Annotated in this window: 18 protein-coding genes; 7 read left to right on the forward strand and 11 right to left on the reverse strand. The window is 65.7% G+C overall.

Going from position 1 to position 24,367, the window contains the following annotated elements; genetic code table 11:
* Window positions 1–297: 297 nt before the first annotated feature.
* Together F1735_RS24545 and F1735_RS24550 are read right to left on the reverse strand one after the other, a co-directional pair.
* A complete protein-coding gene (locus F1735_RS24545) occupies window positions 298–642 on the reverse strand; it encodes a hypothetical protein (RefSeq protein WP_167239366.1) in 345 nt (114 codons plus the stop codon).
* A 478-nt stretch (window positions 643–1,120) separates the two neighbouring features.
* Window positions 1,121–3,799, reverse strand: coding sequence for a bifunctional acetate--CoA ligase family protein/GNAT family N-acetyltransferase (locus F1735_RS24550; protein WP_167239367.1), 2,679 nt, complete (start codon window positions 3,797–3,799; stop codon window positions 1,121–1,123).
* Between the two features lie 174 nt (window positions 3,800–3,973).
* Between F1735_RS24550 and F1735_RS24555 the strand changes: the two genes are divergently transcribed.
* A complete protein-coding gene (locus F1735_RS24555) occupies window positions 3,974–4,804 on the forward strand; it encodes a universal stress protein (RefSeq protein ID WP_167239368.1) in 831 nt (276 codons plus the stop codon).
* Here F1735_RS24555 and F1735_RS36750 read toward each other — a convergent pair.
* Entirely contained in the window at window positions 4,767–8,807 is a 4,041-nt protein-coding gene (locus F1735_RS36750) for a response regulator (RefSeq protein WP_229505936.1), read from the reverse strand. The two genes, F1735_RS24555 and F1735_RS36750, sit on opposite strands and share 38 nt — an antisense overlap.
* A 167-nt stretch (window positions 8,808–8,974) precedes the next feature.
* Between F1735_RS36750 and F1735_RS24565 the strand changes: the two genes are divergently transcribed.
* Window positions 8,975–9,847: an alpha/beta hydrolase gene (locus F1735_RS24565; RefSeq protein WP_167239369.1), complete on the forward strand. Its 873-nt coding sequence runs from the start codon at window positions 8,975–8,977 to the stop codon at window positions 9,845–9,847.
* A 70-nt stretch (window positions 9,848–9,917) separates the two neighbouring features.
* Here the strand turns inward: F1735_RS24565 and F1735_RS24570 are convergent, their stop codons facing one another.
* A complete protein-coding gene (locus F1735_RS24570; protein WP_167239370.1) occupies window positions 9,918–10,517 on the reverse strand; it encodes a PEP-CTERM sorting domain-containing protein in 600 nt (199 codons plus the stop codon).
* Between the two features lie 266 nt (window positions 10,518–10,783).
* Between F1735_RS24570 and F1735_RS24575 the strand changes: the two genes are divergently transcribed.
* From F1735_RS24575 to kefC, 4 genes are read left to right on the forward strand one after another with little or no spacing between them, the layout of a single operon-like run.
* Window positions 10,784–11,950 (forward strand): DUF5009 domain-containing protein, encoded by a 1,167-nt coding sequence (locus F1735_RS24575; RefSeq protein WP_167239371.1) that lies wholly within the window; start codon window positions 10,784–10,786, stop codon window positions 11,948–11,950.
* Window positions 11,951–11,963: 13 nt separating this feature from the next.
* Window positions 11,964–13,295 (forward strand): glycoside hydrolase family 18 protein, encoded by a 1,332-nt coding sequence (locus tag F1735_RS24580; RefSeq protein WP_167239372.1) that lies wholly within the window; start codon window positions 11,964–11,966, stop codon window positions 13,293–13,295.
* Window positions 13,292–13,849, forward strand: coding sequence for a glutathione-regulated potassium-efflux system oxidoreductase KefF (kefF, locus tag F1735_RS24585; protein WP_373888580.1), 558 nt, complete (start codon window positions 13,292–13,294; stop codon window positions 13,847–13,849). Before F1735_RS24580 ends, kefF begins: the two co-directional genes overlap by 4 nt.
* 25 nt (window positions 13,850–13,874) lie before the next feature.
* Complete coding sequence (kefC, locus tag F1735_RS24590; protein ID WP_167239373.1) at window positions 13,875–15,683, forward strand: glutathione-regulated potassium-efflux system protein KefC; 1,809 nt, start codon at window positions 13,875–13,877, stop codon at window positions 15,681–15,683.
* Window positions 15,684–15,837: 154 nt separating this feature from the next.
* Here the strand turns inward: kefC and pepA are convergent, their stop codons facing one another.
* From pepA to F1735_RS24610, 4 genes are all read right to left on the reverse strand, one after another.
* A complete protein-coding gene (gene pepA / locus F1735_RS24595; RefSeq protein WP_167239374.1) occupies window positions 15,838–16,659 on the reverse strand; it encodes a flocculation-associated PEP-CTERM protein PepA in 822 nt (273 codons plus the stop codon).
* Window positions 16,660–17,025: 366 nt separating this feature from the next.
* The gene (locus F1735_RS24600) at window positions 17,026–18,099 is read right to left on the reverse strand and encodes a molybdopterin biosynthesis protein MoeY (protein ID WP_167239375.1); all 1,074 of its coding nucleotides are present in this window, start codon (window positions 18,097–18,099) and stop codon (window positions 17,026–17,028) included.
* Window positions 18,096–19,001 (reverse strand): ThiF family adenylyltransferase, encoded by a 906-nt coding sequence (locus F1735_RS24605; protein WP_229505937.1) that lies wholly within the window; start codon window positions 18,999–19,001, stop codon window positions 18,096–18,098. The genes F1735_RS24600 and F1735_RS24605 overlap by 4 nt, the downstream gene beginning before the upstream one ends.
* Window positions 18,998–19,729: an N-acyl amino acid synthase FeeM domain-containing protein gene (locus F1735_RS24610; protein ID WP_229505938.1), complete on the reverse strand. Its 732-nt coding sequence runs from the start codon at window positions 19,727–19,729 to the stop codon at window positions 18,998–19,000. The genes F1735_RS24605 and F1735_RS24610 overlap by 4 nt, the downstream gene beginning before the upstream one ends.
* 279 nt (window positions 19,730–20,008) lie before the next feature.
* Here F1735_RS24610 and F1735_RS24615 point away from each other — a divergent pair, with 279 nt between their 5' ends.
* Window positions 20,009–21,271: a GNAT family N-acetyltransferase gene (locus F1735_RS24615; RefSeq protein WP_167239377.1), complete on the forward strand. Its 1,263-nt coding sequence runs from the start codon at window positions 20,009–20,011 to the stop codon at window positions 21,269–21,271.
* Window positions 21,272–21,307: 36 nt separating this feature from the next.
* On the opposite strand, the gene F1735_RS24620 is transcribed toward F1735_RS24615, so the two are convergent.
* The 3 genes from F1735_RS24620 to F1735_RS24630 form a co-directional block, all read right to left on the reverse strand.
* Complete coding sequence (locus tag F1735_RS24620; RefSeq protein WP_222853065.1) at window positions 21,308–22,249, reverse strand: hypothetical protein; 942 nt, start codon at window positions 22,247–22,249, stop codon at window positions 21,308–21,310.
* Between the two features lie 76 nt (window positions 22,250–22,325).
* Window positions 22,326–23,528 (reverse strand): ferritin-like domain-containing protein, encoded by a 1,203-nt coding sequence (locus tag F1735_RS24625; protein ID WP_167239379.1) that lies wholly within the window; start codon window positions 23,526–23,528, stop codon window positions 22,326–22,328.
* Entirely contained in the window at window positions 23,506–24,360 is an 855-nt protein-coding gene (locus F1735_RS24630) for a phosphate/phosphite/phosphonate ABC transporter substrate-binding protein (RefSeq protein ID WP_167239380.1), read from the reverse strand. The genes F1735_RS24625 and F1735_RS24630 overlap by 23 nt, the downstream gene beginning before the upstream one ends.
* Between the last annotated feature and the right edge of the window lie 7 nt (window positions 24,361–24,367).

The raw sequence follows: 24,367 nt of genomic DNA on the forward strand, positions 1-24,367 counted from the left end.
CGGAGCTGTTCTGAAGTAGAATTCATGTCGGGCAAGGTGCTTTTTGTGTTGATGGATGTGTTTCTCGATAACTCACATTTTATCAATCACTTACGGCGTTCTTGCCCTTTTTTATGCAAAATTCAGGCTAGGGAGCTTGGAGGCTGAAATCCTTGATATGCATCAAAAATGGCCGGGCGATAGGGCTACGCCCGGGTGTGCAAAATGCGGGGTATATAGGTTTTCGCCACACATTCGCACGCCGCGATGGCAGTTTGACAGTAGAAGTATTTACAAGGGGTGGCGTACGCAGCCTTCTTACTGCCACACGCCCTCTTCCTCGACCAGGGTTTTGGCGCCCTGCGAGACGGTCAGCTTGCCGTCCGAGCTGACGCGATAGACGGTGGCGCCGTTCTTGAATACATAGCCCTCGAATTTGCAAAATCTGTTCTCGTCGCACTTGCCTTCTACGGTCTTGCCGCGCAAGACGATGGCCTGGCCAGTCTTCTTGCTCGTTCCCGTGTACGAGACTTTGCCGCACACCCGGTATTCGACCGCGCATTCTTCTTCTATATTGATGATGAACGAGGGCGTGATCAGGATGTCGGCGCGGGCGGCGCCGATGGCGCCGAGGGTCAGGGCGAGGAGGATGGCTCGTTTCATTCGATGGTCCGGGATAGAGATGGCAACCGCGGGCATTGTGCCACAGGCGACTACTTCAATGGCATTGCATTTGCCTTCAAAGTGCTCAGATGGCGAGCAAATTGACAATCCGGGCGGGATTTATGTGCGACAATCACGTTGTTGACAGAAAAATATTATTCTGGCCATTGCGCAGAAATGTCGCGGTGAATGAATAACAATTAAATATCCGTTGCAGAGGTAGTTTCGCAAACGGTGAGACGGTCAAAATCCAAGGAAACTGATATTTTTTTCAAACACGGCAATCCAGTTCCAGAGTCGCGCAGAGTGACGAGCGATTGTATTGCGTGACCAGAACACGATTATCAAGCAATCTCACCCAAAAATCGGCGGCGCAGGTGGCCGGCACATGGGATCATCTGTCTTTCCCTGGCCACGCCGTGCTGCCTTGCACTACCAAAAATGAGCGCAAGCCAACGTATGTAACTGTAGAGCGCAGCTACAAAGTCAATCGCATATGCACCGACCCGTCTTCGGCCGCCTTGCCGATCTCGAAACCGAGCTTGCGCGCCAGCTTGGTGATGCGGGTGTTTTGCGGCAGCGCTTCGCCCACGATTTCGCGCGTGCCGCGGCTGCGGCAATAGGCGATCAGCTTTTCCATCAGCACATAGCCCAGTCCATGCCCTTTCAGGTCGGAGCGCACCGTCACCGCGAATTCGGCGGCGATGTTATCGGGGTCGCACACCACGCGCGCCACGCCCAGCGTTTCGTTCACGCCGTCGGGACCGGGGCGGGTGGCGATGAAGGCCATCTCGCGGTCGTAGTCGATCTGGGTAAAGCGCGCCAGCTGCGAGGCATTGAGCTCGCGCACGCGCACGAACATGCGGTAGCGCACGTCGTCGTCGGAGAGCGCGTTGAACATGGCCACGTGGGCCGGGCCATCCTCGGGCTGGATGGGGCGCAGCAGCAGCGTTTCGCCGCACCAGTCGATGCGATCTTCCAGCTCGCGCGGATAGGGACGGATCGCCAGCCGGTCCAGCGAGCTGGCCGAGTGGTCGGCAAGCGCCACCCGCATGCGCGCGTCCAGCGCCAGCGCGCCCTCGCTGTCGACCAGCAGCGGATTGATGTCGAGTTCGACCATCTCGGGCAGGTCGGCCACCATGTGCGAGATGCGCATCAGGGTGGCGATGATGGCGTCCATGTTGGCGGGCGGCCGGTTGCGGTAGCCGGCCAGCAGCTTGGCCACGCGCGTGCGCGATATCAGGTCGCGCGCCAGCACCACGTTCAGCGGCGGCAGCGCCACCGCATGGTCGGCCGTCACTTCGACCGCGATGCCGCCCTGGCCGAACAGGATCACGGGGCCGAACACCGGATCGGTGGCCACGCCGATGATCAGTTCATGCGCCTCGGGGCGGCGCGCCATCCGCTGCACCGAAAAGCCCTCCAGGCGCGCGTCGGGCCGCAGTTCGGCCAGGCGCTTGTTCATGCGCAGGGCCACCGCGCGCACCGCCTCCGCATCGTCCAGGTCGAGCGCCACGCCGCCCATGTCGCTCTTGTGGGTGATGTCGGGCGAGACGATCTTGAGCGCGACCGGAAAACCGATCGCCTCGGCCGCCGCCACCGCCTCGTCCACCGATTGCGTGCTGCGCGTTTGCACCACGGCCACGCCGTAGGCGGCCAGCACCGACTTGGTTTCCGGCTCGCTGAGCAAGGTACGGCCCTCGGCCAGCGCCTTGCGCACCAGCGCGCGCGCCGCTTGCGGGTCGGTCGCGCCGTCGTCGCTGGCGGCCGGCGGCACCTGCATCAGCAGGTTCTGGTTGCGCCGGTACTGCACGATCTGCAGGTAGGCGCTGACCGCTTCCTCGGGCGTGCCGAAACTGGGAATGCCGGCCTCGGTGAAGATCGCGCGCGCTTCGGCTACCGCATCGCCGCCCAGCCAGCAGGCCAGGATGTTGCGCGACGATGCGCTGGCGATCGGGGCCAGCGCGCGCGCAATGTCCGCGCTTGGCACGATGGCCGTGGGCGCGTGGATGAACAGGATGGCGTCGGCCTGCGGGTCTTTCAGCAGGATGTTCAGCACATCGACGTAGCGCTGGGCCGGCGCGTCGCCAAGGATGTCGACCGGGTTGGCGCGCGACCAGGTGGCGGGGAGCATGGCGTCCAGGCGGGCCACGGTGTCCGGCGCCAGCTGCGCCATGCTGCCTTTGCCGCACACCACCGCATCGGTCGCCATGACGCCGGGGCCGCCGCCATTGGAAAAGATGGCCACGCGCTCGCCGAACAGCGCTCGCGCGTGCGCCAGCGTGGCCACGGCGGCGAACAGCTCTTCGGTACCGTGTACGCGCAGCATGCCGGCGCGGCGGATGGCGGCGTCGTAGACGTCGTCCGACCCGGCCAGCGCCCCGGTATGCGAGGCGGCCGCCTTGGCGCCTTCGGCCACCCTGCCCGCCTTGAGCAGCACGGTCGGTTTGCTGCGCGCGGCGGCGCGCGCGGCGGACATGAATTTGCGCGCATGGCGCACGTCTTCCATGTACAGCAGGATGGCGCTGGTGCCGGGGTCGCTGGCCAGGTAGTCGAGCAGGTCGCCAAAATCGATGTCGGCGCCCTCGCCCAGCGAAATGAACTTGGAAAAGCCGATCCCGCGCGACCTGGCCCAATCGAGCACGCCGGTCACCATCGCGCCGGACTGCGACACGAAGGCGATTTTGCCCGGCAGCGCGCCGGTATGGGCGAAGCTGGCGTTCAGGCCGATGCCGGGCACCAGCAGGCCGACGCTGTTCGGTCCCAGCAGGCGCAAGACGTAGGGCTTGGCGGCGTCGAGCGCGGCCTGGCGCAAGCTGCGAGCGCCGCTGTCATGCATGCCGGACAGGCCGGCCGTCAGGATGATCGCCGCGCGCGTGCCCGCTTCGCCGAGCTGGCGCACGATGCCCGGCACCGTGGAAGGCGGGGTGCAAATGATCGCCAGGTCGGGCGCCGCCGGCAAGCTTGACACGCGCGCGTACACGCGCAGTCCGGCCAGGCTGTCGTACTTGGGGTTGACCGGGTAGATCGCGCCGGCAAAGCCGCCCTCGATGACATTGCGCAGCACGGTCGCGCCCACGCTGTGCGGCCGCGCGGACGCGCCGATGATGGCGACCGACGTCGGGGCGAACAACTGGTGCAGGTTCCTGACGCTCATGAAGATCCCTTTTCGATTCGGCGTGACGATGGGCGCACAGCGTAGACGGCGCGACCGCCCCCTCGCTTGATGTGCATCAAATTAGACAAAACAAAGGTTTGCGCACGCCGAACACTGCTGGACGCGCTCCGTGCCAGGGCCTACGCTGGAGCCTCCCAACCCACAGGAGCCGCCATGCCGTACAAGACCATCCTCGTCCACGTCGATCGCGCGCGCCACGCCGAAGCGCGCCTGCTGGCCGCCGCCAGCGTGGCGGCCGACTGCAACGCCCACCTGATCGGCGCGGCCATGAGCGGGGTCTCGCGCTACGTCTACCAGGATGGCGCCAGCGACCTGCTGCAAACCGTGCTCTCGACCCACATGGAAGAACTGAACCGGCGCGCCAACGCGTCGCTCGACGTTTGCGAGCGCATCGCCGCCGGCGCCGCCGTGCGCTCGTTCGAACGGCGCATGGTGGACGACGAACCCGGCGCCGCGCTGGCGCTGCAGGCGCGCTATGCCGACCTGGTGGTGCTGAGCCAGTCCGATCCCGACGATCCGGTCGCGCGCATGACCCCCGGCCTGCCCGAATACGTCATGCTGGCCAGCGCGCGCCCGGTACTGGTGATCCCGCACGCCGGCCACTTCCCCGCAATCGGCAGCGAGGTGCTGGTGGCCTGGGATGCCAGCACCGCCGCCACGCGCGCGCTGGCCAACGCCCTGCCGCTGCTCAAGCGCGCGCGCCGCGTGACGGTGGCGGTGTTCAATCCCGACGACGCGCACGGCCAGCAACCGGGCGCCGACATCGCCCTGTACCTGGCGCGCCACGGGGTCAAGGCCGACGTCATGGCCCAGCACACCAGCATCGACATCGGCGAAGCGCTGCTGTCGCTGGCGGCCGATGTCGATGCCAACCTGATCGTGATGGGCTGCTACGGCCATGCGCGCCTGCGCGAATTGATGCTGGGCGGGGTGACGGCCACCATCCTCAAGTCGATGACGGCGCCGGTGCTGATGTCGCACTAGAGTCCTGCTGCGCCAGCCACGCGCGCCCCGCTTCCACCGCCGCGTCGAGTTCGCGCGCCGCTTGCAGGAACAGGGCGGCCGTGTCGCCCGCCGGCTCGCCCCTGAGCGACTGCTCCAGTTCCAGCGAGGCGGCGGCGAAGCGCTTGGCGCCGACGCTGCCGATCCCGCCGCGCAGCATGTGCAGCACCTTGGCCGCTTCCTCGTCGCGTCCCGCGTCCCAGTGTACGCGCGCCTGGTCGAACTGCTGGTGGCCTTCGCCCACCACCCGGCGCACCAGGTTGGCCACGGCCGCCAGGTGCTCCGGATTGCCTTTGGCGATGTCGACCAGGGGGCCGAGCCTTAACACCGGCAGCCCCGCCGGCGTTGGCGCCGACGCGGGCGCGGCCACCGGCGCGGGCGGCGCGCGCCCCCGGCCCAGGCCCGGCAAGTGACGCGCGATCGTGGACAACATCTCGTCGACGTCGATCGGCTTGGCGATAACGTCGTTCATGCCGGCGTCGGCGCAGGCGCGCCGTTCGGACTCGGTCACGCCGGCCGTCAGCGCCAGCACCGGCAAGCTCAAGCGCAGGCCGGCGCGAATGCGGCGCGCCGCCGCATAGCCGTCCATCACCGGCATCTGGATATCCATCAGCACCAGGTCGTAGGCGCCCGGATTGGCCGCCAGCCGCGCCAGCGCCAGCTGGCCGTTGCCGACAATGTCGAGGCGCGCGCCGACACTCTCTAAAATCCCGCGCGCGACCACCTGGTTCAGGTCATTGTCTTCGGCCAGCAGCAGGCGCGCGCCATCGAGGCGCACGCCGTCGGCGCCGCCATGCACGGGCGGCAGGCCGCCGGCGGGCCGCAGCGCCGCCTGGGCGCGCTGCACCAGTACCTCGTGTACGGTGTCGAACAGGCTCGAACCGGTCACCGGCTTGCTCAGGATGGCGTCGGCCTGGCTGGCCGCGCTGCTTTCCATGAGTTTACCGCGCCCGTAGGCGTTGACCATCAGCGCGATCGGCAGGCGCGCCGCAGGCATGTGTTCGCGCAGCGCGCGCATGGTGGCCGCGCCGTCCATGCCGGGCATTTGCCAGTCCAGCAGCACCACGTCGTAGTGGCGCTGCGCGCTGGCGGCGCGCGCCACCATCTCGAGCGCTTCGGCGCCCGAGGCGGCCACCTCGGCCTCCCAGCGCCAGCCGGCGATGGTCTTGGACAGATACTCGCGGCTGGTGGCGTTGTCGTCCACCACCAGCAGGCGCAAGGCGCCCAGCGCGGCGTCGGGGACGCTGTCGCCGTCCGCCTCCGGCGCCACCAGCAACGGCAGGCAGACCACGAATTCGCTGCCGCGCCCGGGCGCGCTGTCAAGTTCGATGGTCCCTTTCATCATCCCGGCCAGGTGCTTGGAGATGGTCAGTCCCAGCCCGGTGCCGCCGAAGCGGCGCGTGGTCGACGAGTCGCCCTGCGTGAAGGGCGAGAACAGGCGCGCCTGCTGCGCCTGGTCCATGCCGATGCCGGTGTCGCGCACGCGGATGCGCAGGGTCAACTGATCGCCGGCGCGCGCGGCCACGTCGACCAGCACGCTCACTTCGCCCTGCTCGGTGAACTTGATGGCGTTGCCGGCCAGGTTGACCAGCACCTGCTGCAGGCGCAGGGCGTCGCCCACCAGCGCGCGCGGCACGTCCGGCTCGACCCCGATGGCCAGGTCGAGGTCCTTGTCGCCGGCCGACACGCTCATGATGTCGGCCACCGCGGCCAGCACCTGACCGAGGTCGAAGGGCGCCTCGGCCAGTTCCATGCGCCCGCCCTCGATCTTGGAAAAGTCGAGGATGTCGTTCATGATTCCCATCAGCGACTGGCCCGAACTCCTGATCATGTCGAGGTATTTGCGCTGCTCGGCTTTCAGGTCGGTGTGTGCCAGCAGGTAGGTCATGCCGAGCACCGCGTTCATCGGGGTGCGCAGTTCGTGGCTCATGTTGGCCACGAATTCGCCCTTGGCGCGGTTGGCCGCCTGGGCGCGGTCGCGTTCGAGTTCGAGCTCGGTGGCGCGCGCGGCGATTTCGCCGGCCAGGCGGCGCCGCTCGCTGATGTCGCGCACAAAGGCGTTGGCCACGAAACCGTCGCTGGTCTGGAAGGCGGCCACCGCCATCTCGATCGGGATTTCGTGCCCGTCGCGGTGCAGGGCGCTCACCTCCAAGCGGTTGTTGATCACCGGGCCGGCGCCGCTGCCGGTAAAGCGCGCAAAACCGGCGTCGTGGGCGGCGCGCTGGGCCGGCGGGATGATCAATTCCGACAGGCGCCGCCCGATGGCGTCGGCCGCGCTCCAGCCGAAGGTGCGCTCCGCTTCGGTGTTCCAGTCGGTGATGCAGCCGTCCACGCCGAGCGCGATGAAGGCGTCGTTCGAGTTTTCCAGGATGACCCGGATGCGGCGCTGCTCGCGCACCAGCTGGGCCAGCAGCGGGCGCACCTGGATCAGCAGCAGCGATGCGCCCAGCCCGACCAGCGCCACCAGCATGATCATGAGGGTGTTGGCCTTGTCGCGCAGCGGCTGGTACACGGTGTCGAGGTTGCTCTTGACCACCACGCCGAGGCCGAAGGCGCGGATCGGCGTGTAGGCGGCGAACACGGCCACCCCGCGCAGGTCGCGCGTGACGGCTACCCCGGTGCGCCCCAGCAGCGCCTCGTTGATCGGCAGGTTGACCTGGCCGTCGGGCTTGTACATGGGAATGCGGAACGCGCTCGGATAGAAGCGGGTCGGCGCGCACAGGGCATCCTTGCCGTCCAGGCTGCACAGCAGCACGTCCGATGAGACACTGTTGGCGCGAATGTCGGCCAGCAGGCGGTCGATGATTGGCAGTTGCTGTTCCGCCAACATGCGTCCGATGACGCGCTCGCCGTCGCGCATCTCGTTCTCGGTGGCCAGCAGGTAGCGGCCGCGCCACAGCAGGCGCGCGCGCTGGCCGCCGGTCGCCAGCGGCTGGGCCGTGCCGGGCGCGCTGTCGGTGAATACGCCGCTGGCGGCCAGCACCGTGCCGTCCAGGCTTTCGAAGCGCAGCGCGCTGATGCCGGCGTTCATGAAGCTTTCGGCCTCGCCCAGCAAGGCGGCGCGGGTGGCGGCGTCGCCGCGGCCGGCGGCCAGCAGCGCCACCGGCCCCTTGACCGAGGACCGGTTGGCGATCGTGCGCGGGAACCACAAGCTCGTTTCCAGCGAATTGCCGACCGTGGCGGCGCTGCTGACGGCCGCCAGGCGCATATTGTCGGCGATCGAGGCTTCGTAGCTGTCGCGCATGGCGGCAAAGCCGGCCGCGCCGGCGGAGACGGCCACCAGCGCCACCACCGCGATGGCGCGCGCGGTGATGCGTTTTTCATTGTCCGGGATGGCGGAGCGCACGGTGACGCTGTTTCTCAGCGACCATAAACCGAGGCCCAGCACGCTCATGCCGACCGCGGTCGGAGTGACCATGGCGTTGTAGGCGGCCAGCCGGTACAGCACTTCGAGCTTGAGGAAGTAGCCGGCCAGGGCCGCCAGGCCGATCCCGGTCACGGCCGCCGCACAACAGGTCAGCAAGCCGCGCAGGCGGGCGCCGCGCCGCGGCAGGCGGATCAGGCGCAGGGCGATCCCGGCCAGCAGGAAGCCGAGGCAGGTGTTGGGCGCCATCCGGCCCGGGTGCGGGATGCTGGCGGTGGGCGCGGTGGGCACGCGCACGAAGTCGATCCCCAGGCTCAGGCCGCTAATGTGCTCGACCAGCACCAGCGCCGGCAAGACCAGCAGCAGCCAGGAGCACAGGCGCCACAGCGCCGTGCGCCAGGCGCTCGCGTGCGCATTCGCGTTCGTGCGCGGCAGGGCCAGGCAGCAACACACGCCGGCGGCGATGAACAGCACGGGACTGTTGATGCCCATCTGGGCCGAACCGGGGATCAGGGTGGCGATCGTGGCGCTGTTGAAGATCCAGCGCACGGCGACCAGCGTGCCGAGCAGGCCGATGAACAGGCCGGCGCTTTGTTCAGCCGAGAAGGCGGATTTTTTCATGGGGTAGCCAAGGTTCGGACCGGATAAAGATTACCACATGCAAATGCGCGCAGGCATCCGACAAGATCGTTGTATTCCAGCCACGACTATTGATGAGATCGTACTGATGAGCTTGCGCGCCGCCCCGGCGCCGGACGGCGACGCCCGAACCGGTTAAACTAATGCCTATGAACAATTCTAGAAAAGTCGCCGGCGTGGCCGGCCTCGTCAGCATGGTCTGGGTCGGGGTGACCGCGGCCATCGCCGCCAACCAGCGCCGCCTGGTTTTCAACCCGACCATCAAGCCCGAAGTCGACAATCCGCGCTCAAGCGGCCACCGCACCCGTGCCATCGTGCTGCGCGCGCGCGACGGTACCAAGCTGTCGGGCTGGCTGATGACGCCCCAGATTCCGGGGCCGCATCCGGCGGTGGTGTATTTTGGCGGGCGCTCGGAAGAAGTGTCGTGGGTGGTGCGCGACGCCGGCAAGCTGTTTCCCGGCATGGCGGTGCTGGCCGTGAATTACCGCGGCTACGGCAATTCGCACGGCGAGCCGGCCGAAGCCCATATGGTCGAAGACGGCCGCCTGCTGTTCGACTGGCTGGCCGAACGCCCCCACGTCGATCCGCAAAGGGTGGCGGTGGTCGGGCGCAGCCTCGGTTCCGGGGTGGCGGTGCAGGTGGCGCTGGAGCGCCCGGTCCATTCGCTGGTCCTGATCACGCCCTACGATTCGATCCTGGCCATTGCCAAGCGCAAGTTCCGCGCGGTGCCGGTTCACTACGTGCTGCGCCACCGTTTCGAGTCGGTCAAGTACGCCTCGGCGCTGACCGCGCCCACCTATGTGCTGCGCGCCGCCTTCGACGATATCGTGCCGCATTCGCACACCGACCTGCTGGTGGCCAAGCTCGGCAAGCTGCACCTGGACGAAACCGTGCCCGATTCGGACCACATGAATATTCCCTACCTGGCGGCGACCCAGGAGCGCATCGCGGCGTTCCTGAGTACCCGCTTCGCCCTGCCGCTGGCCGATACCGTGGTGGCCGCCGCCCTGCCGGCGCAGTAAAGCCAGTCCGGTTCGCCAGGGGCCATCCTGGCCAACCCTGGAAGCGCCGTTTGCCGACGCTGCAAGCGCCTCAGCGGCGGCGCGCCAGGGCCAGTCCCAGCAGGGCCGTGCCGAGCAGGGCCAGGCTGCCCGGTTCCGGCACCTGGCCCGGCGGCGCGGCACGTTCGAAGCGCAGCTTGTCGAGCGCCAGCGCCCCATTGATCACAGGAATGGTGTGAAACACCACCCGGTCGAAGCCGGACAGGAATTCGATGCCGATGAAAGAACCGCCCTTGCCGTCGCCGCTGGTGTCGAAGAAATGGCTGCCGACCAGGGTATTGCCGAGGTAGGCATCGATGAAGGTGTCGTCTTCCGGATTGGTGCTGGCGTCCGCGCCAAGCCGGGTGATCACCGATGAAAACGTGATCGTGCCGTCGATCTGGGGCGCGCCCTCGACGTATTTGAGGGCGACGAAGCTTTTCGGCGCCGGCGACGTGGCGAAAATGGCCAGGTCGAAATTGGTGAAACTGAGGCCGAGCGCCGCATACTGCTTGCCGATCGGGCCGGCGACGGCGTTCTCGAAGTCGATCACGGTCGGGGCGCTAAAGCCGCCCGCGCCGATTACGCCGGCCTGGGCCGTCCCGACCACCGCGGCCGCCATGCAAGCGAGCATCTTCATTTTTCCAAGCATAGTGTCTCCATTTTTTTGATTTTGCGCAAAGCCGATGACGCTTGTGGCAATGCTTGAGCAATTTCCGTACCCGAAACAACAAGGACATCAATTCAGCCACTTAGCGCGGCCGGTACCGGTTTGACAAGCTAGACTGTAAAGAAAATCGACACGGATAGTGTTATAATCTTAACTTCCAGCAAGGCTCTTGGCCTCGTCCGCGGGAAATGTTACTGTCTGCCGACGTCGATGACTTTCCGTTACCGTTACCATTACCGCCACCGCCCATGTCCCTCGCCTTCAACGACTTGCCCCGGCAACGCATCCTGTCGGTCGACGCCTTTCGCGGCCTCACCTTCGTGCTCATGCTGTTCGTCAATTTCCTGGCCGGTGCGCGCGGCGTGCCGGCCTGGCTGCTGCACGTCGATCGCGGCGCCGACGGCATGGGCCTGGCCGACATCGTGTTCCCCGCCTTCCTGTTCGCGGTCGGCATGTCGATTCCCTTCGGCGTACACAGCCGCCTCGCGCGCGGCGACGGCCCGGGCCGGGTGTTCGGGCACAGCGCCTGGCGCGCGCTGGCCCTGATCGTGATGGGCGTGTTCATGGTCAACGCCGAGTCGGGCTACAGCGAAGCGGCCATGCGCATGCCGATCGCGGCCTGGTCGCTGGCCTTCTACGCGGCGGTGCTGCTGGTGTGGGGCGTGTACCGGTTCGACAGCGCCCTGCTCAATGGCTGCCTGCGCGGCGCCGGCGTGGCCCTGCTGGCCGCCCTGGCGCTGCTCTGGCGCGGCGAGCACGGCGCCATGATGACGCCGCAGTGGTGGGGCATTCTCGGCCTGATCGGCTGGGCTTACCTGGCCGTCGCGCTGCTGTACCAGGCGGGGCGCGGACATCTGCCCCTGCTGCTGGGCGCCATCCCCGCCGGCGTGGCGCTGTACATGATCAGCAACAGAACCGGCGCCGCCACGGCCCTGTCCGGGCACGCCATCCACAGCGTGATCGTGCTGGCCGGACTGGCATGCGCGCTGCTGTTCTTCGACGGCCAGCGCGGGGCGCCCCAGCGCATGCGCCAAGCGGCCGCTTTCGCGCTGGCGCTGGCGCTGGCCGGGTGGGTGCTGCACCAGTGGTACCCGGTGTCCAAGATCGGCGCCACGCCGCCCTGGGCCTTGTATTGCGGCGCGCTGTGCGTGGCCGTGTTCGCGCTGCTGTACTGGCTGGTCGAGGTGCGGGCCGCGCGCCGCTGGACCATGCTGGTGGAGCCGGCCGCGACCAGCCCGCTGCTCACCTACCTGCTGCCGTTCGCCATCGGCGCCGTCATCAGCCTGGCCGGCGCGCACTTCCGCCCGGCGCTGCTCGAGGGCGGCGCGGGACTGTTGGCCGGGGCCGTCTTTACGGCCACAATCGTGCTGGTGGTTGCACGCCTGAACATACATAATTGCAAGCTCAAGATTTAAGCAAGGAGAACAGATGTTGAACACAACCTGCATGACCAACCTGGCCTGCGCCTTCGCGCTGGCCGGCGCGACGACGGCCGCGATGGCGGCCCCGGCGCGCTCCGCCGCCCCGGTCGAAGTCGGCTCGTACTACACCGCCTGGAGCACCGAGAGCGGTTTTCGCCTGAAACAGCTCGACCAGGCCGGCGTGGCGGAACGCTTCACGTTCCTGAACTACGCCTTCGCCAATCTGTACAAGATGCCGGACAATACCTACCGCTGCGACAGCGGGCGCGACATCAAGGATGCGGCCGACGGCGGCGGCATGCGCGCCACGCTCGACTACGCCCGTCCGTTCACGGCGGCCGAATCGGTCGACGGCACGGCCGATACCGCTTCCCAGCCGCTGGCGGGCAATTTCAACCAGCTGCGCCAGCTCAAGGCCAAGCACCCGAAGCTGAAGGTCATGCTGGCCATCGGCGGGGCCGAATGGTCGCGCTGGTTCTCGGCCGGCGCCGCCACCGAACCGCTGCGGCGCGCGCTGGTGTCATCCTGCATCGACCTGTACATCAAGGGCGACCTGCCGGTCCTGAACGGGCATGGCGGCAAGGGCGCGGCGGCCGGGCTGTTCGACGGCTTCGATATCGACTGGGAGTATCCGGGCGTGCCGCTGATGGCGTACAACACCATCAGCCCCTCGGACAAGCAGAATTTCACCTTGCTGCTGGCGGAATTTCGCAGCCAGCTCGACGCGCTGGGCAAGAAGCAACGCAAGAAATACTACCTGACGGCGGCCGTCAACAGCGGCGCCAAGACCACCGACGCCACCGAGCCGGGCAAGTACAGCAAGTCGCTCGACTGGATCAACCTGATGACCTACGACTTCCACGGCAGCTGGACCAGGCAAGGCCCGACCGGCTTTCACTCGAACCTGTACCCCGATCCGGGCAGCCCCGACACCGACAAGCAGAGCGTGCATACCGGAGTCGAGCGCTTCCTGAAAGCCGGCGTGCCGGCCAAGAAACTGGTCATCGGCGTGCCGTTCTACGCGCGCGGCTGGACCGGCGTGGCGGCGGCGCGCTACGGCTTGTACCAGAGCGCGACGGGGCCGGCCAAGGGCTTCGAGGAAGGCACCGAGCGCTATTCGACCATCGCCGCGCGCAAGGCGCCCAAGTTCTACCATCCGGTCAGCAAGCAGCTCTGGACCTACGAGAACGGCACCTTCTGGACCTACGACGACCCGCTCGTGATCAAGGAAAAAGCCGCTTACGTGCGCGACCACCGCCTGGGCGGCATGATGTCGTGGGCCTTGGACCAGGACGACGCCGGCTTCGCGCTGTCCAAAGCCATGCTCGAGGCGAAGTGACGGCCGGCGCCGGCGCGCCGCTGCGCAAGGTACTGGTCGTCTTCGCCCACGCGGCGCCGCAGCGCTCGCGCGTGAACCGGCGCCTGCGCGACGCCGCGCGCGGCGTGCCCGGCGTCGAGCTGGTCGACCTGTACGAGAGCTATCCCGACTTTTACATCGACGTGCCGGCCGAGCAGGAAAACCTGGCCGACGCCGATGCGCTGGTGTTACTCCATCCGATACAGTGGTACGGCATGCCATCCCTGCTCAAGGAATGGGTCGATGCGGTGTTGACGCCTGACTGGGCCTACGGCGCCGGCGCCAGGGCGCTCGCCGGCAAGCGCTTCTGGCTGGCCGCCTCGACCGGCAGTCCGCTTGATGCCTATGCGCCGGACGCCGCGCATGGCCACCCGTTTGCGGCCTTCCTGCCGCCCTACCGCCAGATTGCCGCCCTGTGCGGCATGGAATGGCTGCCCCCCCACATCCTGCATGGCGCCCATCACGCCAGCGAGGAAACGCTCGACGCCCATGTCGACACCTTCGCCGCCCGCCTGAACGCGCTCGCGCGCGCCTGACCTCCCCTAAGAAAGCTCTGTAACAATGGAACACGGTTTGCTGCTTAACGCACTGATCTACCTGGCGGCGGCGGTGATTGCCGTCCCGATCGCCAAAAAACTCGGCCTGGGCGCCGTGCTCGGCTACCTGCTGGCCGGCATCGCCATCGGCCCGTGGGGACTGGGCCTGATCGGCGAGGTCGAAGACATCCTGCACATTTCCGAATTCGGGGTGGTGCTGCTGCTGTTCGTGATCGGCCTGGAACTCGAACCGAAGCGCCTGTGGTCGATGCGGCGCGCCATCTTCGGGCGCGGCGCGGCCCAGGTGCTGGGCGTGACCGGCGCCCTGTGCGCTTGCGCCATGCTGGCCGGGATCGACTGGAAGGTGGCGCTGATTGGCGCGCTGGGCCTGTCGCTGTCGTCGACCGCGATCGCCCTGGCCACGCTCGACGAGCGCAAGCTGATGAACACCCCGACCGGCTCGGCCAGCTTTGCCATCCTGCTGTTCCAGGACATGGCGGCCATTCCCATGATCGCCATCGTGCCGCTGCTGGGCGTGGCGGCGGCCGAAGGCACCGAACAGGGCTGGCTGGGGGTGCTGAAGGTGGTCGGCGTGATCGGCGCGCTGATCTTCGCCGGGCGCTACCTGGTGCGCCCGCTGCTGCGCATCATCGTCAAGACCGGCATGCGCGAGATTTTCACCGCCTTCGCGCTGCTGCTGGTGATCGCCATTTCGCTGCTGATGCAATGGGTCGGCATGTCGATGGCGCTGGGCGCCTTCATGGCCGGCATGCTGCTGGCCGACTCCGAATACCGGCACGCGCTCGAGACCGACCTGGAGCCGTTCAAGGGCTTGCTGCTCGGGCTGTTCTTCATCGCGGTCGGCATGTCGGTCGATTTCGGCGTGTTCATGGCGCAGCCGTGGCTGATCCTGGGGCTGGTGGCGGCGTTCTTGTGCATCAAGATCGCCGTCCTGTACGGCATCAGCAAGATCGCCGAGATTCCGCGCAGCCAGCAGGCGCTGTTCGCCTTCATCCTGTCGCAGGGCGGGGAATTTGCGTTCGTGGTGTTCGGCGCGGCCGAAGCGGCCAAGGTGTTCAGCGCCGAGGTGGCCTCGATGCTGGTGGTGGTCGTCGCCCTGTCGATGGTGGTCACGCCGCTGCTCTTGATCGCGCACGACCGCCTGATCGCGCCGCGCTACCGCACCGACCAGAAGCGCCAGGCCGACAAGATCGCGCCCAACGAGGAGCATGTGATCATCGCCGGCTTCGGGCGCTTCGGCCAGATCCTCGGGCGCCTGCTGGCGGCCAACGGGGTCAAGCTGACCGTGCTCGATCACGATCCGGACCAGATCGACCTGGTGCGCCGCTTCGGCATGGAAGTGTTTTATGGCGATGTGACGCGGGTCGACCTGCTGCACGCGGCCGGGGCGGCGCGGGCGCGCGCGCTGGTGGTGGCGGTCGACGATATCGACGACAGCCTGAAACTGGTGGACGCGGTGCGCAGGACGTTTCCAGAATTGAAAATCATGGCGCGCGCGCGCAATGTGACCCATTATTTCGACTTGCGCGACCGCGGCGTGAGCATCATCGAGCGCGAAACGTTCGAGGCGGCGCTGATGCTGGGGCGCAATGTGCTGCACGAACTCGGCTTCGGGGCCTACCGGGCGCGCCAGGCGGCCAGCAAGTTCCGCATGTTCAATATGCGCAGCCTGGACAAGATCTATCCGTATTACAAGGACAAGGAGCAGTTCCTGTCGGTGGCCAAGCAGGCGCGCGAAGAACTCGAAGCCATGTTCGCGCTGGACGCGGAACTGGCCGAGGATGACAGGCAGAATGGCTGGGATGGGTCGTGAAAAAATAGTCGCCTGTTGCTGATCTTGCTGGCATGTCTGGCCCCCTTGGGTAATCGGGGTGAGATGTTGGCGAACATCGCCGGATGCGCTGGCCGGCATGCCCTCGTCAGGCCTGCCCGGCCAGCGCTGTGAAACCGGCGTAACGCGGTTCGACTCAGCGGCCCGCCCGGCGGCGCATGGTCCCCAAGCCAAGCAGACCGATGCCCATGAGCGCGAGCGCGCCCGGTTCAGGCACCGCGCGCGTGTTGAAGTCGAGGACGCCCACTTGCGAAGCGATCGCCACCACAGTCGCGCCCTGGCAATTGACTTTCGGCTTGTCGCAGCTCAGCCCTTGCGACGTATTGTTGAAAGCAGTGAACGCGGCATTGTAGAACGGCGTGGGCGACGTGAAATACTGAGCGCCGATATCGCTCAAGGTCCAGCCTATGTTCATGTTCTGGAATGCCCCGCCCAACTGGTCCAGCCCGCCAATGCCGCCATGGAGCACGTTCGACGACGCCAGCAGGATGTCCTTGGCGCCGTAATCGTCCACCGACGCACCGGCGGCCAGCGACGCCATGTGGTAGTCGTTCTTGTTGCCTATGTCCGCATACAGGCTAAATGTCATGGCTGTCGTATCGCAGGTCACACCACGCGCCAGCCCGCCTTTGCAACTGAGGTCTTGGTGGAAGCGCGCATACAGGCCATAGTCGCCGTTGACTTTGGTGATATTGCCCGAGATGGGAGCGTTGTCCTTGGCAAAGCCAGTGAAGACGGCGTAGCCATCACTGGTGAATTTATCGCCGCTGACCTGAGCAATCCGGCTCGACGAAAGCCCGCTGATGGCGGTTGCCTCGAACGGCGTCCCGCCAACGGTCAGAAAGTTCGGATTGACAGTGAATAGTGCAACGGCGCCGGCCTCGCCCGTGCTTAGCGCACCGATGAGTAACATCGTCGAAACAGCCAGACGGCGCAGCCTTTTCATTTTTGTTTGCATGCTTATTCTCCAAGGATAAACTTCTTTCAGGAAACATCAGAATATGACCACGCGCACTGCGATAATCATGACAGACATGAAGCAATGAGCGTGCCACTAAAAGTAATATGCGGGTTAACAAGGACTTATATTATCGTATTTACTCTTAGTAACTTATTAACATCTGTTTTGTAAAGTTTCCCGACATTTTTATCGCTTTCCTCGTATCCGGAATGATGAATATTCTGCGTTCCGCTTGTTTGCGCATCCTATCAGATTGAATAGTTACGCCAAATTGAATGGCAAACGCAGCGATACGGAATTCATATCGGGTCGATATCGGAACTGGAGCGAAGGGAGAATATGCGGAGAAATGGAAAACCGCTGTTACGGCAGCATCAATTGGTCCAGCGGCTTGCGTTCGGCGCGCGAGGATGGCGCCGGGCCTTCACCCAGACGGCCCATGTAGACCGGATACAGGCCCGGCGCGCTGATGATGGCGGCGCAACGCTCCCGCAGCGTCGCGGCCAGGGCGTGCAAGTTGCCGATCTTGCTGAATTGGCGCCCCTGGTCGACATAGCGCGCGAAGATGAGCGGTGTCATTTCCGGCTGCATGAACAAGCCCAGCGCCGTCAGGGTCAGCCAGAATCGCTGGACCGCGCGGCCCGCAGCGACGAACTCGTCGATGGTGCGCGGCTGCTGCCTGGCCTGGAGGACGAAATGCGCGGCGCACATCAGGCTCGGCACAAAATCCATCTGCAGGCGCGGCGCCCACGTGCCCATGAGCGTGTTCACGGCCGACAGCCGGCTCCAGCTCGCCATCGCCCATTTCATCAGGCGCATGGTGACGGGGTCGGCGCCCAGGCTCCGGTCCGGCACCCGGTCCGGACTGCGCGCCACGCCCCAGTGGATAATGCGCCGATGCACTTCATACGCTTCCGGCATGGTCAGGCGCAGTTTCGCATTGCGGTACATCAACTTCGCCGCCCGCAACTTGTCGCTCCCGGTTTCCAGCCAGCGCAAGGCGTAGGCCGGCCCCACGGACGCTTCCAGCACCGTCTTTTCGTGCGCAGTCAGGCGCCGCGTCTTCATTGGCCGGCGCTGCACCGCGCGCGCAGTGATGTGCTTGATCAGCGGGTCGACGGCAAGCCCGGCTTGCGCTTCGAAATAGACGTCAAAGATCAGGTAAGCATCGTCGGCGGCGGGACGCTGGCGCCGCTCCACGCGCGTGCCCAAGCCATGTCCGGTCGCCGCGATGGCGATGGTTTCAAGCAAGGCGCCGAAGCCGATCTGGCTGGCGTGGCCGTCCAGGTCATACACGCAGTCGGCGCGCGTATCGCGCGCGTGGATCACCAGATGCCGCGGCCCGGCGATCTGAAAACGGTGCGACTGCACATTGTCGCCGCTGGGCGCCCAGCGCGCCAGGTCGAGTATCTGCTCGATGATGGAGAGCTGCTTCATTGCGCTCGCAAGCTTTTGCTGTAGAAATGGCGGCCGATCTGGATCGACAGCCATTGCAGGGGATGGCGGTTGCCGCCGGGACGCCAGGTGTGCGCCAGCTTGTCGCGAAACGCGTCGTACTGGGTGGCGTGGGGCGCCGCCAGGACCCGGCCCCGCCCCAGCAGGATCTTGAGGGCCTGGGTCACGGCCACGCCGGCGCACAGCTGGCAGCCCATCACGGTCGACGGGCCGCGCCGCTCGGCCAGGTTGACGGCGCTCGGTTCGACCAGGTAGGGCCGGTGCAAGCCGGCCGGCGCCAGGCCGATCAGGAAGCGCAGCGCCTTGTCCGGCTCGGATAAATTGCCCCAGCGGAAATACTCCTCAAAACTCATTCTTCCTGGCATGAAGTTCATGCTGGCAACACCCATGCCCAGAGGCGCCGCCATGGTTGCCGGAATGCCGCGCCGCTGGCACAGCGCGTATGTTTGCGCACGCGCATCGAAGGCGAAGAAATCGAGTCCGTCCACGTACAAGTCCACGCCATCGAGAAAAGCGTCCAGATTGCCGCCGTGTACACCGTCCGGAAAGACGCGCAGGTCCAGCTCGGGGTTGATGTCGAGCGCCATGCGGGCCGCCACATCGACCTTGGGCTGCCCCACGGTGGACATGAAGGCGCCCGCCTGGCGGTTGAAATTGGCGATGTCGAAGGTGTCGAAATCGGCAATGTGAAACGCGCCTATGCCCAGCCGGGCCAGCGCCAGCAAATGATAGCCGCCCACCCCGCCGGCTCCCGCAATGGCCACACGTTTGCCGCGCAGCAATTCCTGTTCGGCCGGCGTAACCCAGCCGATATTGCGCGAAAACGCGCGCGCATAGGAAAAGGCGGCCGCCTTCCCGCTCGGTGGCGTGGGCAGGAAGCTCAACGCCGTTCCTTGAGACGGTTGACGATCCCGCATTCCTCGCGCGGCGAGTAGAACAGGGGAAACAAAGAACGTTCTCCCACCGCTTCCGCGCCTTTACCGCCAAACAACCGCGTTTGCTCCGTCATATAGGTCAGCGGCACACACATCAAGATGCCGCGTACATTCACCCGAGGATTGATCTTCTCCTCGCCCAACTGACGAAAGCCAAGCATGCGCTGGAAGAATCCACGGTGGCGCGGGCTGATTTCAATGAAGATGAGATCGCAGGCATGCATATCGCGCGCAACAATCACCGACAGATGGAACAAGGCGGCCAGGTAACTCTTCGACGACGATTCGATATCGAATGCCAGCTTGGTAATCTCGCACACGCGATTTCCAAGGGCGCGGAACGCGTCTATTTCGGGCTTGAACAACTGGTCGGCCAGGATTCCCGACGGCGAATCGAGGCCGATCGTGAGCGTTCCGACGGCCTCGCCTTTGCGGTGGGCCATGAGTGTCACGCGGTTAGGGTCATTCAATATGGCATGGGTACCGGCCAGGCCGCGCCACGCATACATTTTATGTATCAGCATGCTGGCCGTGTTACGGCCTTCGGGCGTATCGACCAGCCTTATCCCAAAGGAAGTCTGGTCGGTGACGATATCCTCCATGCTCGGCTGCAATAAATCATCAGGGAAATCATTTTCAATCATCCTGGATTTATTCTGGTACGTGGCGGTATTCATGTGCGACCTTCCGAAAACGGAAATCGATCATTAACTCATGGTTAAAGCATAATCACATGTTTGCTTTGGCCGAGCAAGAAATTTCCTGTCGTTGTTTTTGCGCATCACATGAATCTCTAAAAAGCGCGGCCAGCGCAGAACCTGTCGTCAGGAAAGCGCAGCCGCCCAAACATCGCGTGCGCATCGCATGGCGATCATTGCGCCACGCGGTAGGCTGTTCGAGGTCACCTTCTGTAGAATCGCGCACGAACGATTCGAATAACGAAAAAAAGTGCGTCCATGAACATCCCTGAAAAACTCCGCTCGATCAAAGCCTCGCTCTCCGAACGCAGCCGCGAACGCAAGCGCCTGCGCGGCCCGGCCGACCTGCACTACGCCATCGCCGATGCCATCGAGCTGCTCGACGCCGCCGCCTGGCAGGCGCTGGCCCGGCACGCCGGCTTCTTCATGTCCTTCGACTACCTCAAGGCGCTCGAACACGTGCTGCCGCACAACCTGTCGCCGCGCTACGCCCTGATCTACAGCGGCGCTGGCGCCGACCGCATGCCGGTCGCGGCCGTGTACATGCAGATCGCCGACATCAGCCTGGCCCAGGCCCGCCCCGACAAAAGCGGCTCGGCCTCGCCCCGTCCCGCCGCGCTCGACGAGCTGGCCAAAAAGACCACCCAGCGCATCCTCACCTGCGGCAACTTGCTCACCTTCGGCCAGCACGGCATCGCCATGGCGCCCGACGCCGATCCCAAGCTGGCCTGGCATGGCGTGGCCGAAGTGCTGTACCGCGTGCGCCAGGCCGACAAGCTGGTTGGCAAGACCCACTTCATCATGATCAAGGACTTGCACGCGCCCCACATCGACCACGCGGCGCACCTGGAACACCTGAGCTACCGCTACGTCGAAACCGAGCCGAACATGGTGCTGGCCCTGCAGGACGACTGGAAGCATTACGACGACTACCTGGCCAGCCTGGCGTCCAAGTACCGCAGCGGCGTGCGCAACGCGGTGTTCAAGACGCTCGACGAGGCAGCCTGCACCGTGGAACAGTTAAGCGACCTGGACGCCGTGCGCGACCAGATCCACGGCCTCTACAAGGAAGTCCAGGTCAACGCGGGTTTCCGCCCGTTCGAGCTGCGCCCCGAGTATTTTCCCGCGCTGCAAAAGGCCGCCGGCGAGCGCTTCCGCTGCAGCGTGCTCAAGCAAGATGGGGCGATGCTGGGCTTTTTGATCTCGGTGGCCGATGGCGACACCTCCATCGCCTACCATATCGGCTTTAAGCGCGCGGCGGCGGCCGACCTGCCGATCTATCTGCGCCTGCTGCACGCCGGCATTGCCGACGCCCTGTCGATGGGCTGCAAGCAGGTCTCGTTCGGCCGCACCGCGCTCGAGCCGAAGGCGGCGCTGGGCGCGAAACCGCAAACCTTCGGCATTTTGGTGCGCCACCGCCAGCCCGTGCTCAACAAGATGATCAAGCACCTGCTGCTGGGCATCGAGCATGATGACGCACCCGAGCGCAGTCCGTTCAAGAAGCCGGCCAGGGTCGCCTGACGCCTGCCGGCACGGCCGGCCCGGCGGCGTGACGCCTCAGCGGTTTTTCGCCGCCTGGGCCGTCTTGACCGGCATATACCGGGCGCGTTTGCTGTCCCAGGTGAAAACTTGCTTCGATTTACTTTTCAGTAATCGTAACTGGAGATCCGCATAGCCATTGCTTGTACTCGGAAGAACGGACAGCACATTCGTGCCTTCGTACTCATCGTGGTCCCTGGTGCCATCCTTGTTCCAGTCGCCGGCGATCAGCTTGTGGAAGGAGACCGGCTCCGACAAGATATTGACCAGCTTGTTGCCGTCGATCCTGAACAGGGACAGTGCTTCAAAATCGGCGCCTCCGCCGGCATAGCCCTCGTTCCAGCCGAGACGCAAGCCGATGGCCGTTTCCGTCGGCGTGATCTTGTAGGGGGCGAAGTCGAAACGGCGATACTGTTCCGGCATCAGGCCGCTCTCCCGGCCTCCGGGCGTATCGTCGTCCTCCCCAGGACCTTCGACCTGACTAAATGCCCAGCTGGTCTTGATATCGTAGGGCTTGCCGTAACTGGCGACCAGCGTCGGCGCGGCACTGCCGGCCTGGTATTCCACGACACCCAAGTACACCGCCGGATCGATGGATGCGGGCGTCCCGCCGAACCGGGAAGCGCCGTCGCAGGACGGTCCCGTGCTCGACTTGCGCGACCGTTCAGCGTCCTTTTCGTTGCGGCTGAAACAAGCGATCACGACGAAGCTGTTGGCGCGGTACGGCCACGCTTTTGCGCCGACGAGCATGGCGAACGACGCGTCCCGGCCGGGCGCGACCAGGGCGATCAGCTGCTTCGCAGTCAAGCCGGCGGGAAGCACCGTCCCGAACCCGTCCGCTTTTGCAGGCGCCTTGCTGTTGACAGAGGCCGCTGACTTGTCCTGGGACCTGGCCCGCTCACCCGCCTGCGCAGACGCCGGCGACGCGCATGCCAGCGCCATCAGGCTGGCAAAAATCATCTTGCTTCGCATTCAAAATCCCTATGTTCAATTCGATTGACGATCCCGCGGTACCCTGGTGTTCAGGGGCGCGGCCTTACATGAAATTACGCGTATGCAGCGCCGACAACTGGCGCGCCTCGGCCTTGGAAAACCCCAGCCGCTCCAGCCGCGCCTGGCGCCCTTCGGCCATGTCCACCATCAGCTGCTGCACCCGCACATAGCCGGCCGCGATCGCGCCTGGGGTCAGCGCGCCCGCCGCCAGCAGGATCAGGGAATCGAACACTTCTTCGTTCAGTCCCGAACTGGCCGCCAGCGCATCGTTGCGCGACTGGACCGCGTTGGCCAGGCGCGTTCGAAAGGCCGGCTCGCGTTCGAGCCGCGCCGCCAGGTGCGTCATGCCGAAGGCGACATGACGCGCTTCGTCGCGCGCGGCCAGGCGCGCGATCTGGCGCGTGACCGGGTCCGGCGCGTACGCATGCAAGAAGTGCAGCAGGCTGACGAACGTGCCCTCCCCCAGCACCGACAGCAAAAATTCGGCCACCGAAAAATCCTGCTCATCGAGCAGCGTCTTGAGCGAGCTTTGCCCGCCCGCCGTCGACAGGCCCGGCTCCCTGCCCTTGAGCCGCACGCGCCGCGTGAACACCTCGATGTGGCGCGCTTCGTCGGCCACCTGGATCGCCAGCACCGCCTGCACTTCGCGAAAATGCGGATGCACCTGCCCCAAAAAGCGCGCCGGCACCACCAGCGCCGCCACTTCGTTTTCGATCATGTAAGTCAGCACCTGCACCACCGCGTCTTCGACCATGTCGGGCAAGGTGAAGTCGGCCTTCCAGTCGATCGCCGTCTCCGGGTCCCACTGGGCGGCGGCGGCCTGGGCGTACAGGTCGGCCGCACGCTCGGCCCACACTTCTTCCTTTTGATCGAGGCGGAACTGCATGGCCGGCGACCCGGCTTCGACGGTGGCGCCGCGCGCGGCCAGGCCCCACTGGGCCTTGGCCTGGTCGGCGACCGCGCCATCGACACGCGGGTCGGCATGGCCGCTGTGCAGCGCGGCGCGCCAGCGGCCGGCCGCGGCGCCGCCGCGCGTCACGCGCACCACCTTGCGCCCGTCCACCTCATGCGGCGCGCACGGGTGTCCCTGGCTGCGGCACCAGGCGCCCAGTTGCCCGTCCCAGCCCGCGCCGCTGCCCGTGACATCGAGCTGCGCGCCGGGCGCGAGCTGCTGCAAGCCGTGCTTGACCAGCAGGTGGGCGCCGGCGTCAAAGCCCAGGTCTTCAATATCGATAGTCGATGGCAAGGATTTTCCCTTCGGCGTCGTAGAAGGCTTCGTCGTCCACCGCCCGCACCAGCGCGTCGTAGCCGCTGGTGCGTCCCGGCAGCCAGGTTTTCAGGCCTTCGAGTTCGAGCAGCGGGCGCACTTCCGGGTCGTCCCAGCTCATGGCCAGCAGCAGTTCGCCGAAGCGCGCGATTGTCTCCGCCGGCGCGCCGGGGCTGACCGTGAAGTTACAGTGGTCGAACGGCGCCGTGCGCGCCAGGATCGTGGTGGCGCCGGCCGGCAGCACGCCTTCGCGCGAGAAGGCCATGTGGTTACTGTCGATCATCCAGGCGGCATCGATCTCGCCGGCGATGAGCGCCAGCGCGGCGTCGCGTTCGCCGCCGATATGGTCGCCGTGCTTGCCGCCCAAAACGTCGAAGCGGCGCGCCGTGTAATCGCGCCCGGCCAGCATGCCGTGCTGGCGCAGCAGGTCGAGCGGAATCAGGTGCGCCTGCGGCGAGTCGATGGCGCCAAAACCGATCGTCTTGCCCTTGAGTTGTTCCAGCGTGAGCAGCGGGCCGGTACGCGTGACCAGCACCGAGGTCAGGTCGCAATCGCTGTCGCGCATGGCCAGCGCGCTCACTTGCTGGCCGCGTGCGCGCGCCATGCGCTCGGCCCGCACCCAGGCCAGCGGCGAATTCCACGCCAGCGCAATGCTGCCGTCGAACTGCGCCTGCACCTGGCGCTCGTAGTTGGAGTACAAAATGAAATCGAATTCAAAGTCATGGCGGCGGAAGTACTCCTTGAAGCCTTCCCAGATCGTCACGACTTTCGGTGCGTAGGCTACGGCGCCCATCATCAATGGTGTGTTCATGGCGCGC

The sequence above is a fragment of the Massilia genomosp. 1 genome (assembly GCF_011682185.1).
Taxonomy (GTDB): Bacteria; Pseudomonadota; Gammaproteobacteria; order Burkholderiales; family Burkholderiaceae_D; genus Telluria_A; species Telluria_A rubra.

Coding starts and splice junctions, on each gene's coding strand:
- F1735_RS24570 (WP_167239370.1), bottom strand. CDS start 10,517: ATGCTTGGAAAAATGAAGATGCTCGCTTGCATGGCGGCCGCGGTGGTC.
- F1735_RS24615 (WP_167239377.1), top strand. CDS start 20,009: ATGAACATCCCTGAAAAACTCCGCTCGATCAAAGCCTCGCTCTCCGAA.
- F1735_RS24600 (WP_167239375.1), bottom strand. CDS start 18,099: ATGAAGCAGCTCTCCATCATCGAGCAGATACTCGACCTGGCGCGCTGG.
- F1735_RS24580 (WP_167239372.1), top strand. CDS start 11,964: ATGTTGAACACAACCTGCATGACCAACCTGGCCTGCGCCTTCGCGCTG.
- F1735_RS24565 (WP_167239369.1), top strand. CDS start 8,975: ATGAACAATTCTAGAAAAGTCGCCGGCGTGGCCGGCCTCGTCAGCATG.
- F1735_RS24620 (WP_222853065.1), bottom strand. CDS start 22,249: ATGATTTTTGCCAGCCTGATGGCGCTGGCATGCGCGTCGCCGGCGTCT.
- F1735_RS24550 (WP_167239367.1), bottom strand. CDS start 3,799: ATGAGCGTCAGGAACCTGCACCAGTTGTTCGCCCCGACGTCGGTCGCC.
- F1735_RS24555 (WP_167239368.1), top strand. CDS start 3,974: ATGCCGTACAAGACCATCCTCGTCCACGTCGATCGCGCGCGCCACGCC.
- F1735_RS24575 (WP_167239371.1), top strand. CDS start 10,784: ATGTCCCTCGCCTTCAACGACTTGCCCCGGCAACGCATCCTGTCGGTC.
- pepA (WP_167239374.1), bottom strand. CDS start 16,659: ATGCAAACAAAAATGAAAAGGCTGCGCCGTCTGGCTGTTTCGACGATG.
- F1735_RS36750 (WP_229505936.1), bottom strand. CDS start 8,807: ATGAAAAAATCCGCCTTCTCGGCTGAACAAAGCGCCGGCCTGTTCATC.
- kefC (WP_167239373.1), top strand. CDS start 13,875: ATGGAACACGGTTTGCTGCTTAACGCACTGATCTACCTGGCGGCGGCG.
- F1735_RS24610 (WP_229505938.1), bottom strand. CDS start 19,729: ATGAATACCGCCACGTACCAGAATAAATCCAGGATGATTGAAAATGAT.
- F1735_RS24630 (WP_167239380.1), bottom strand. CDS start 24,360: ATGAACACACCATTGATGATGGGCGCCGTAGCCTACGCACCGAAAGTC.
- F1735_RS24545 (WP_167239366.1), bottom strand. CDS start 642: ATGAAACGAGCCATCCTCCTCGCCCTGACCCTCGGCGCCATCGGCGCC.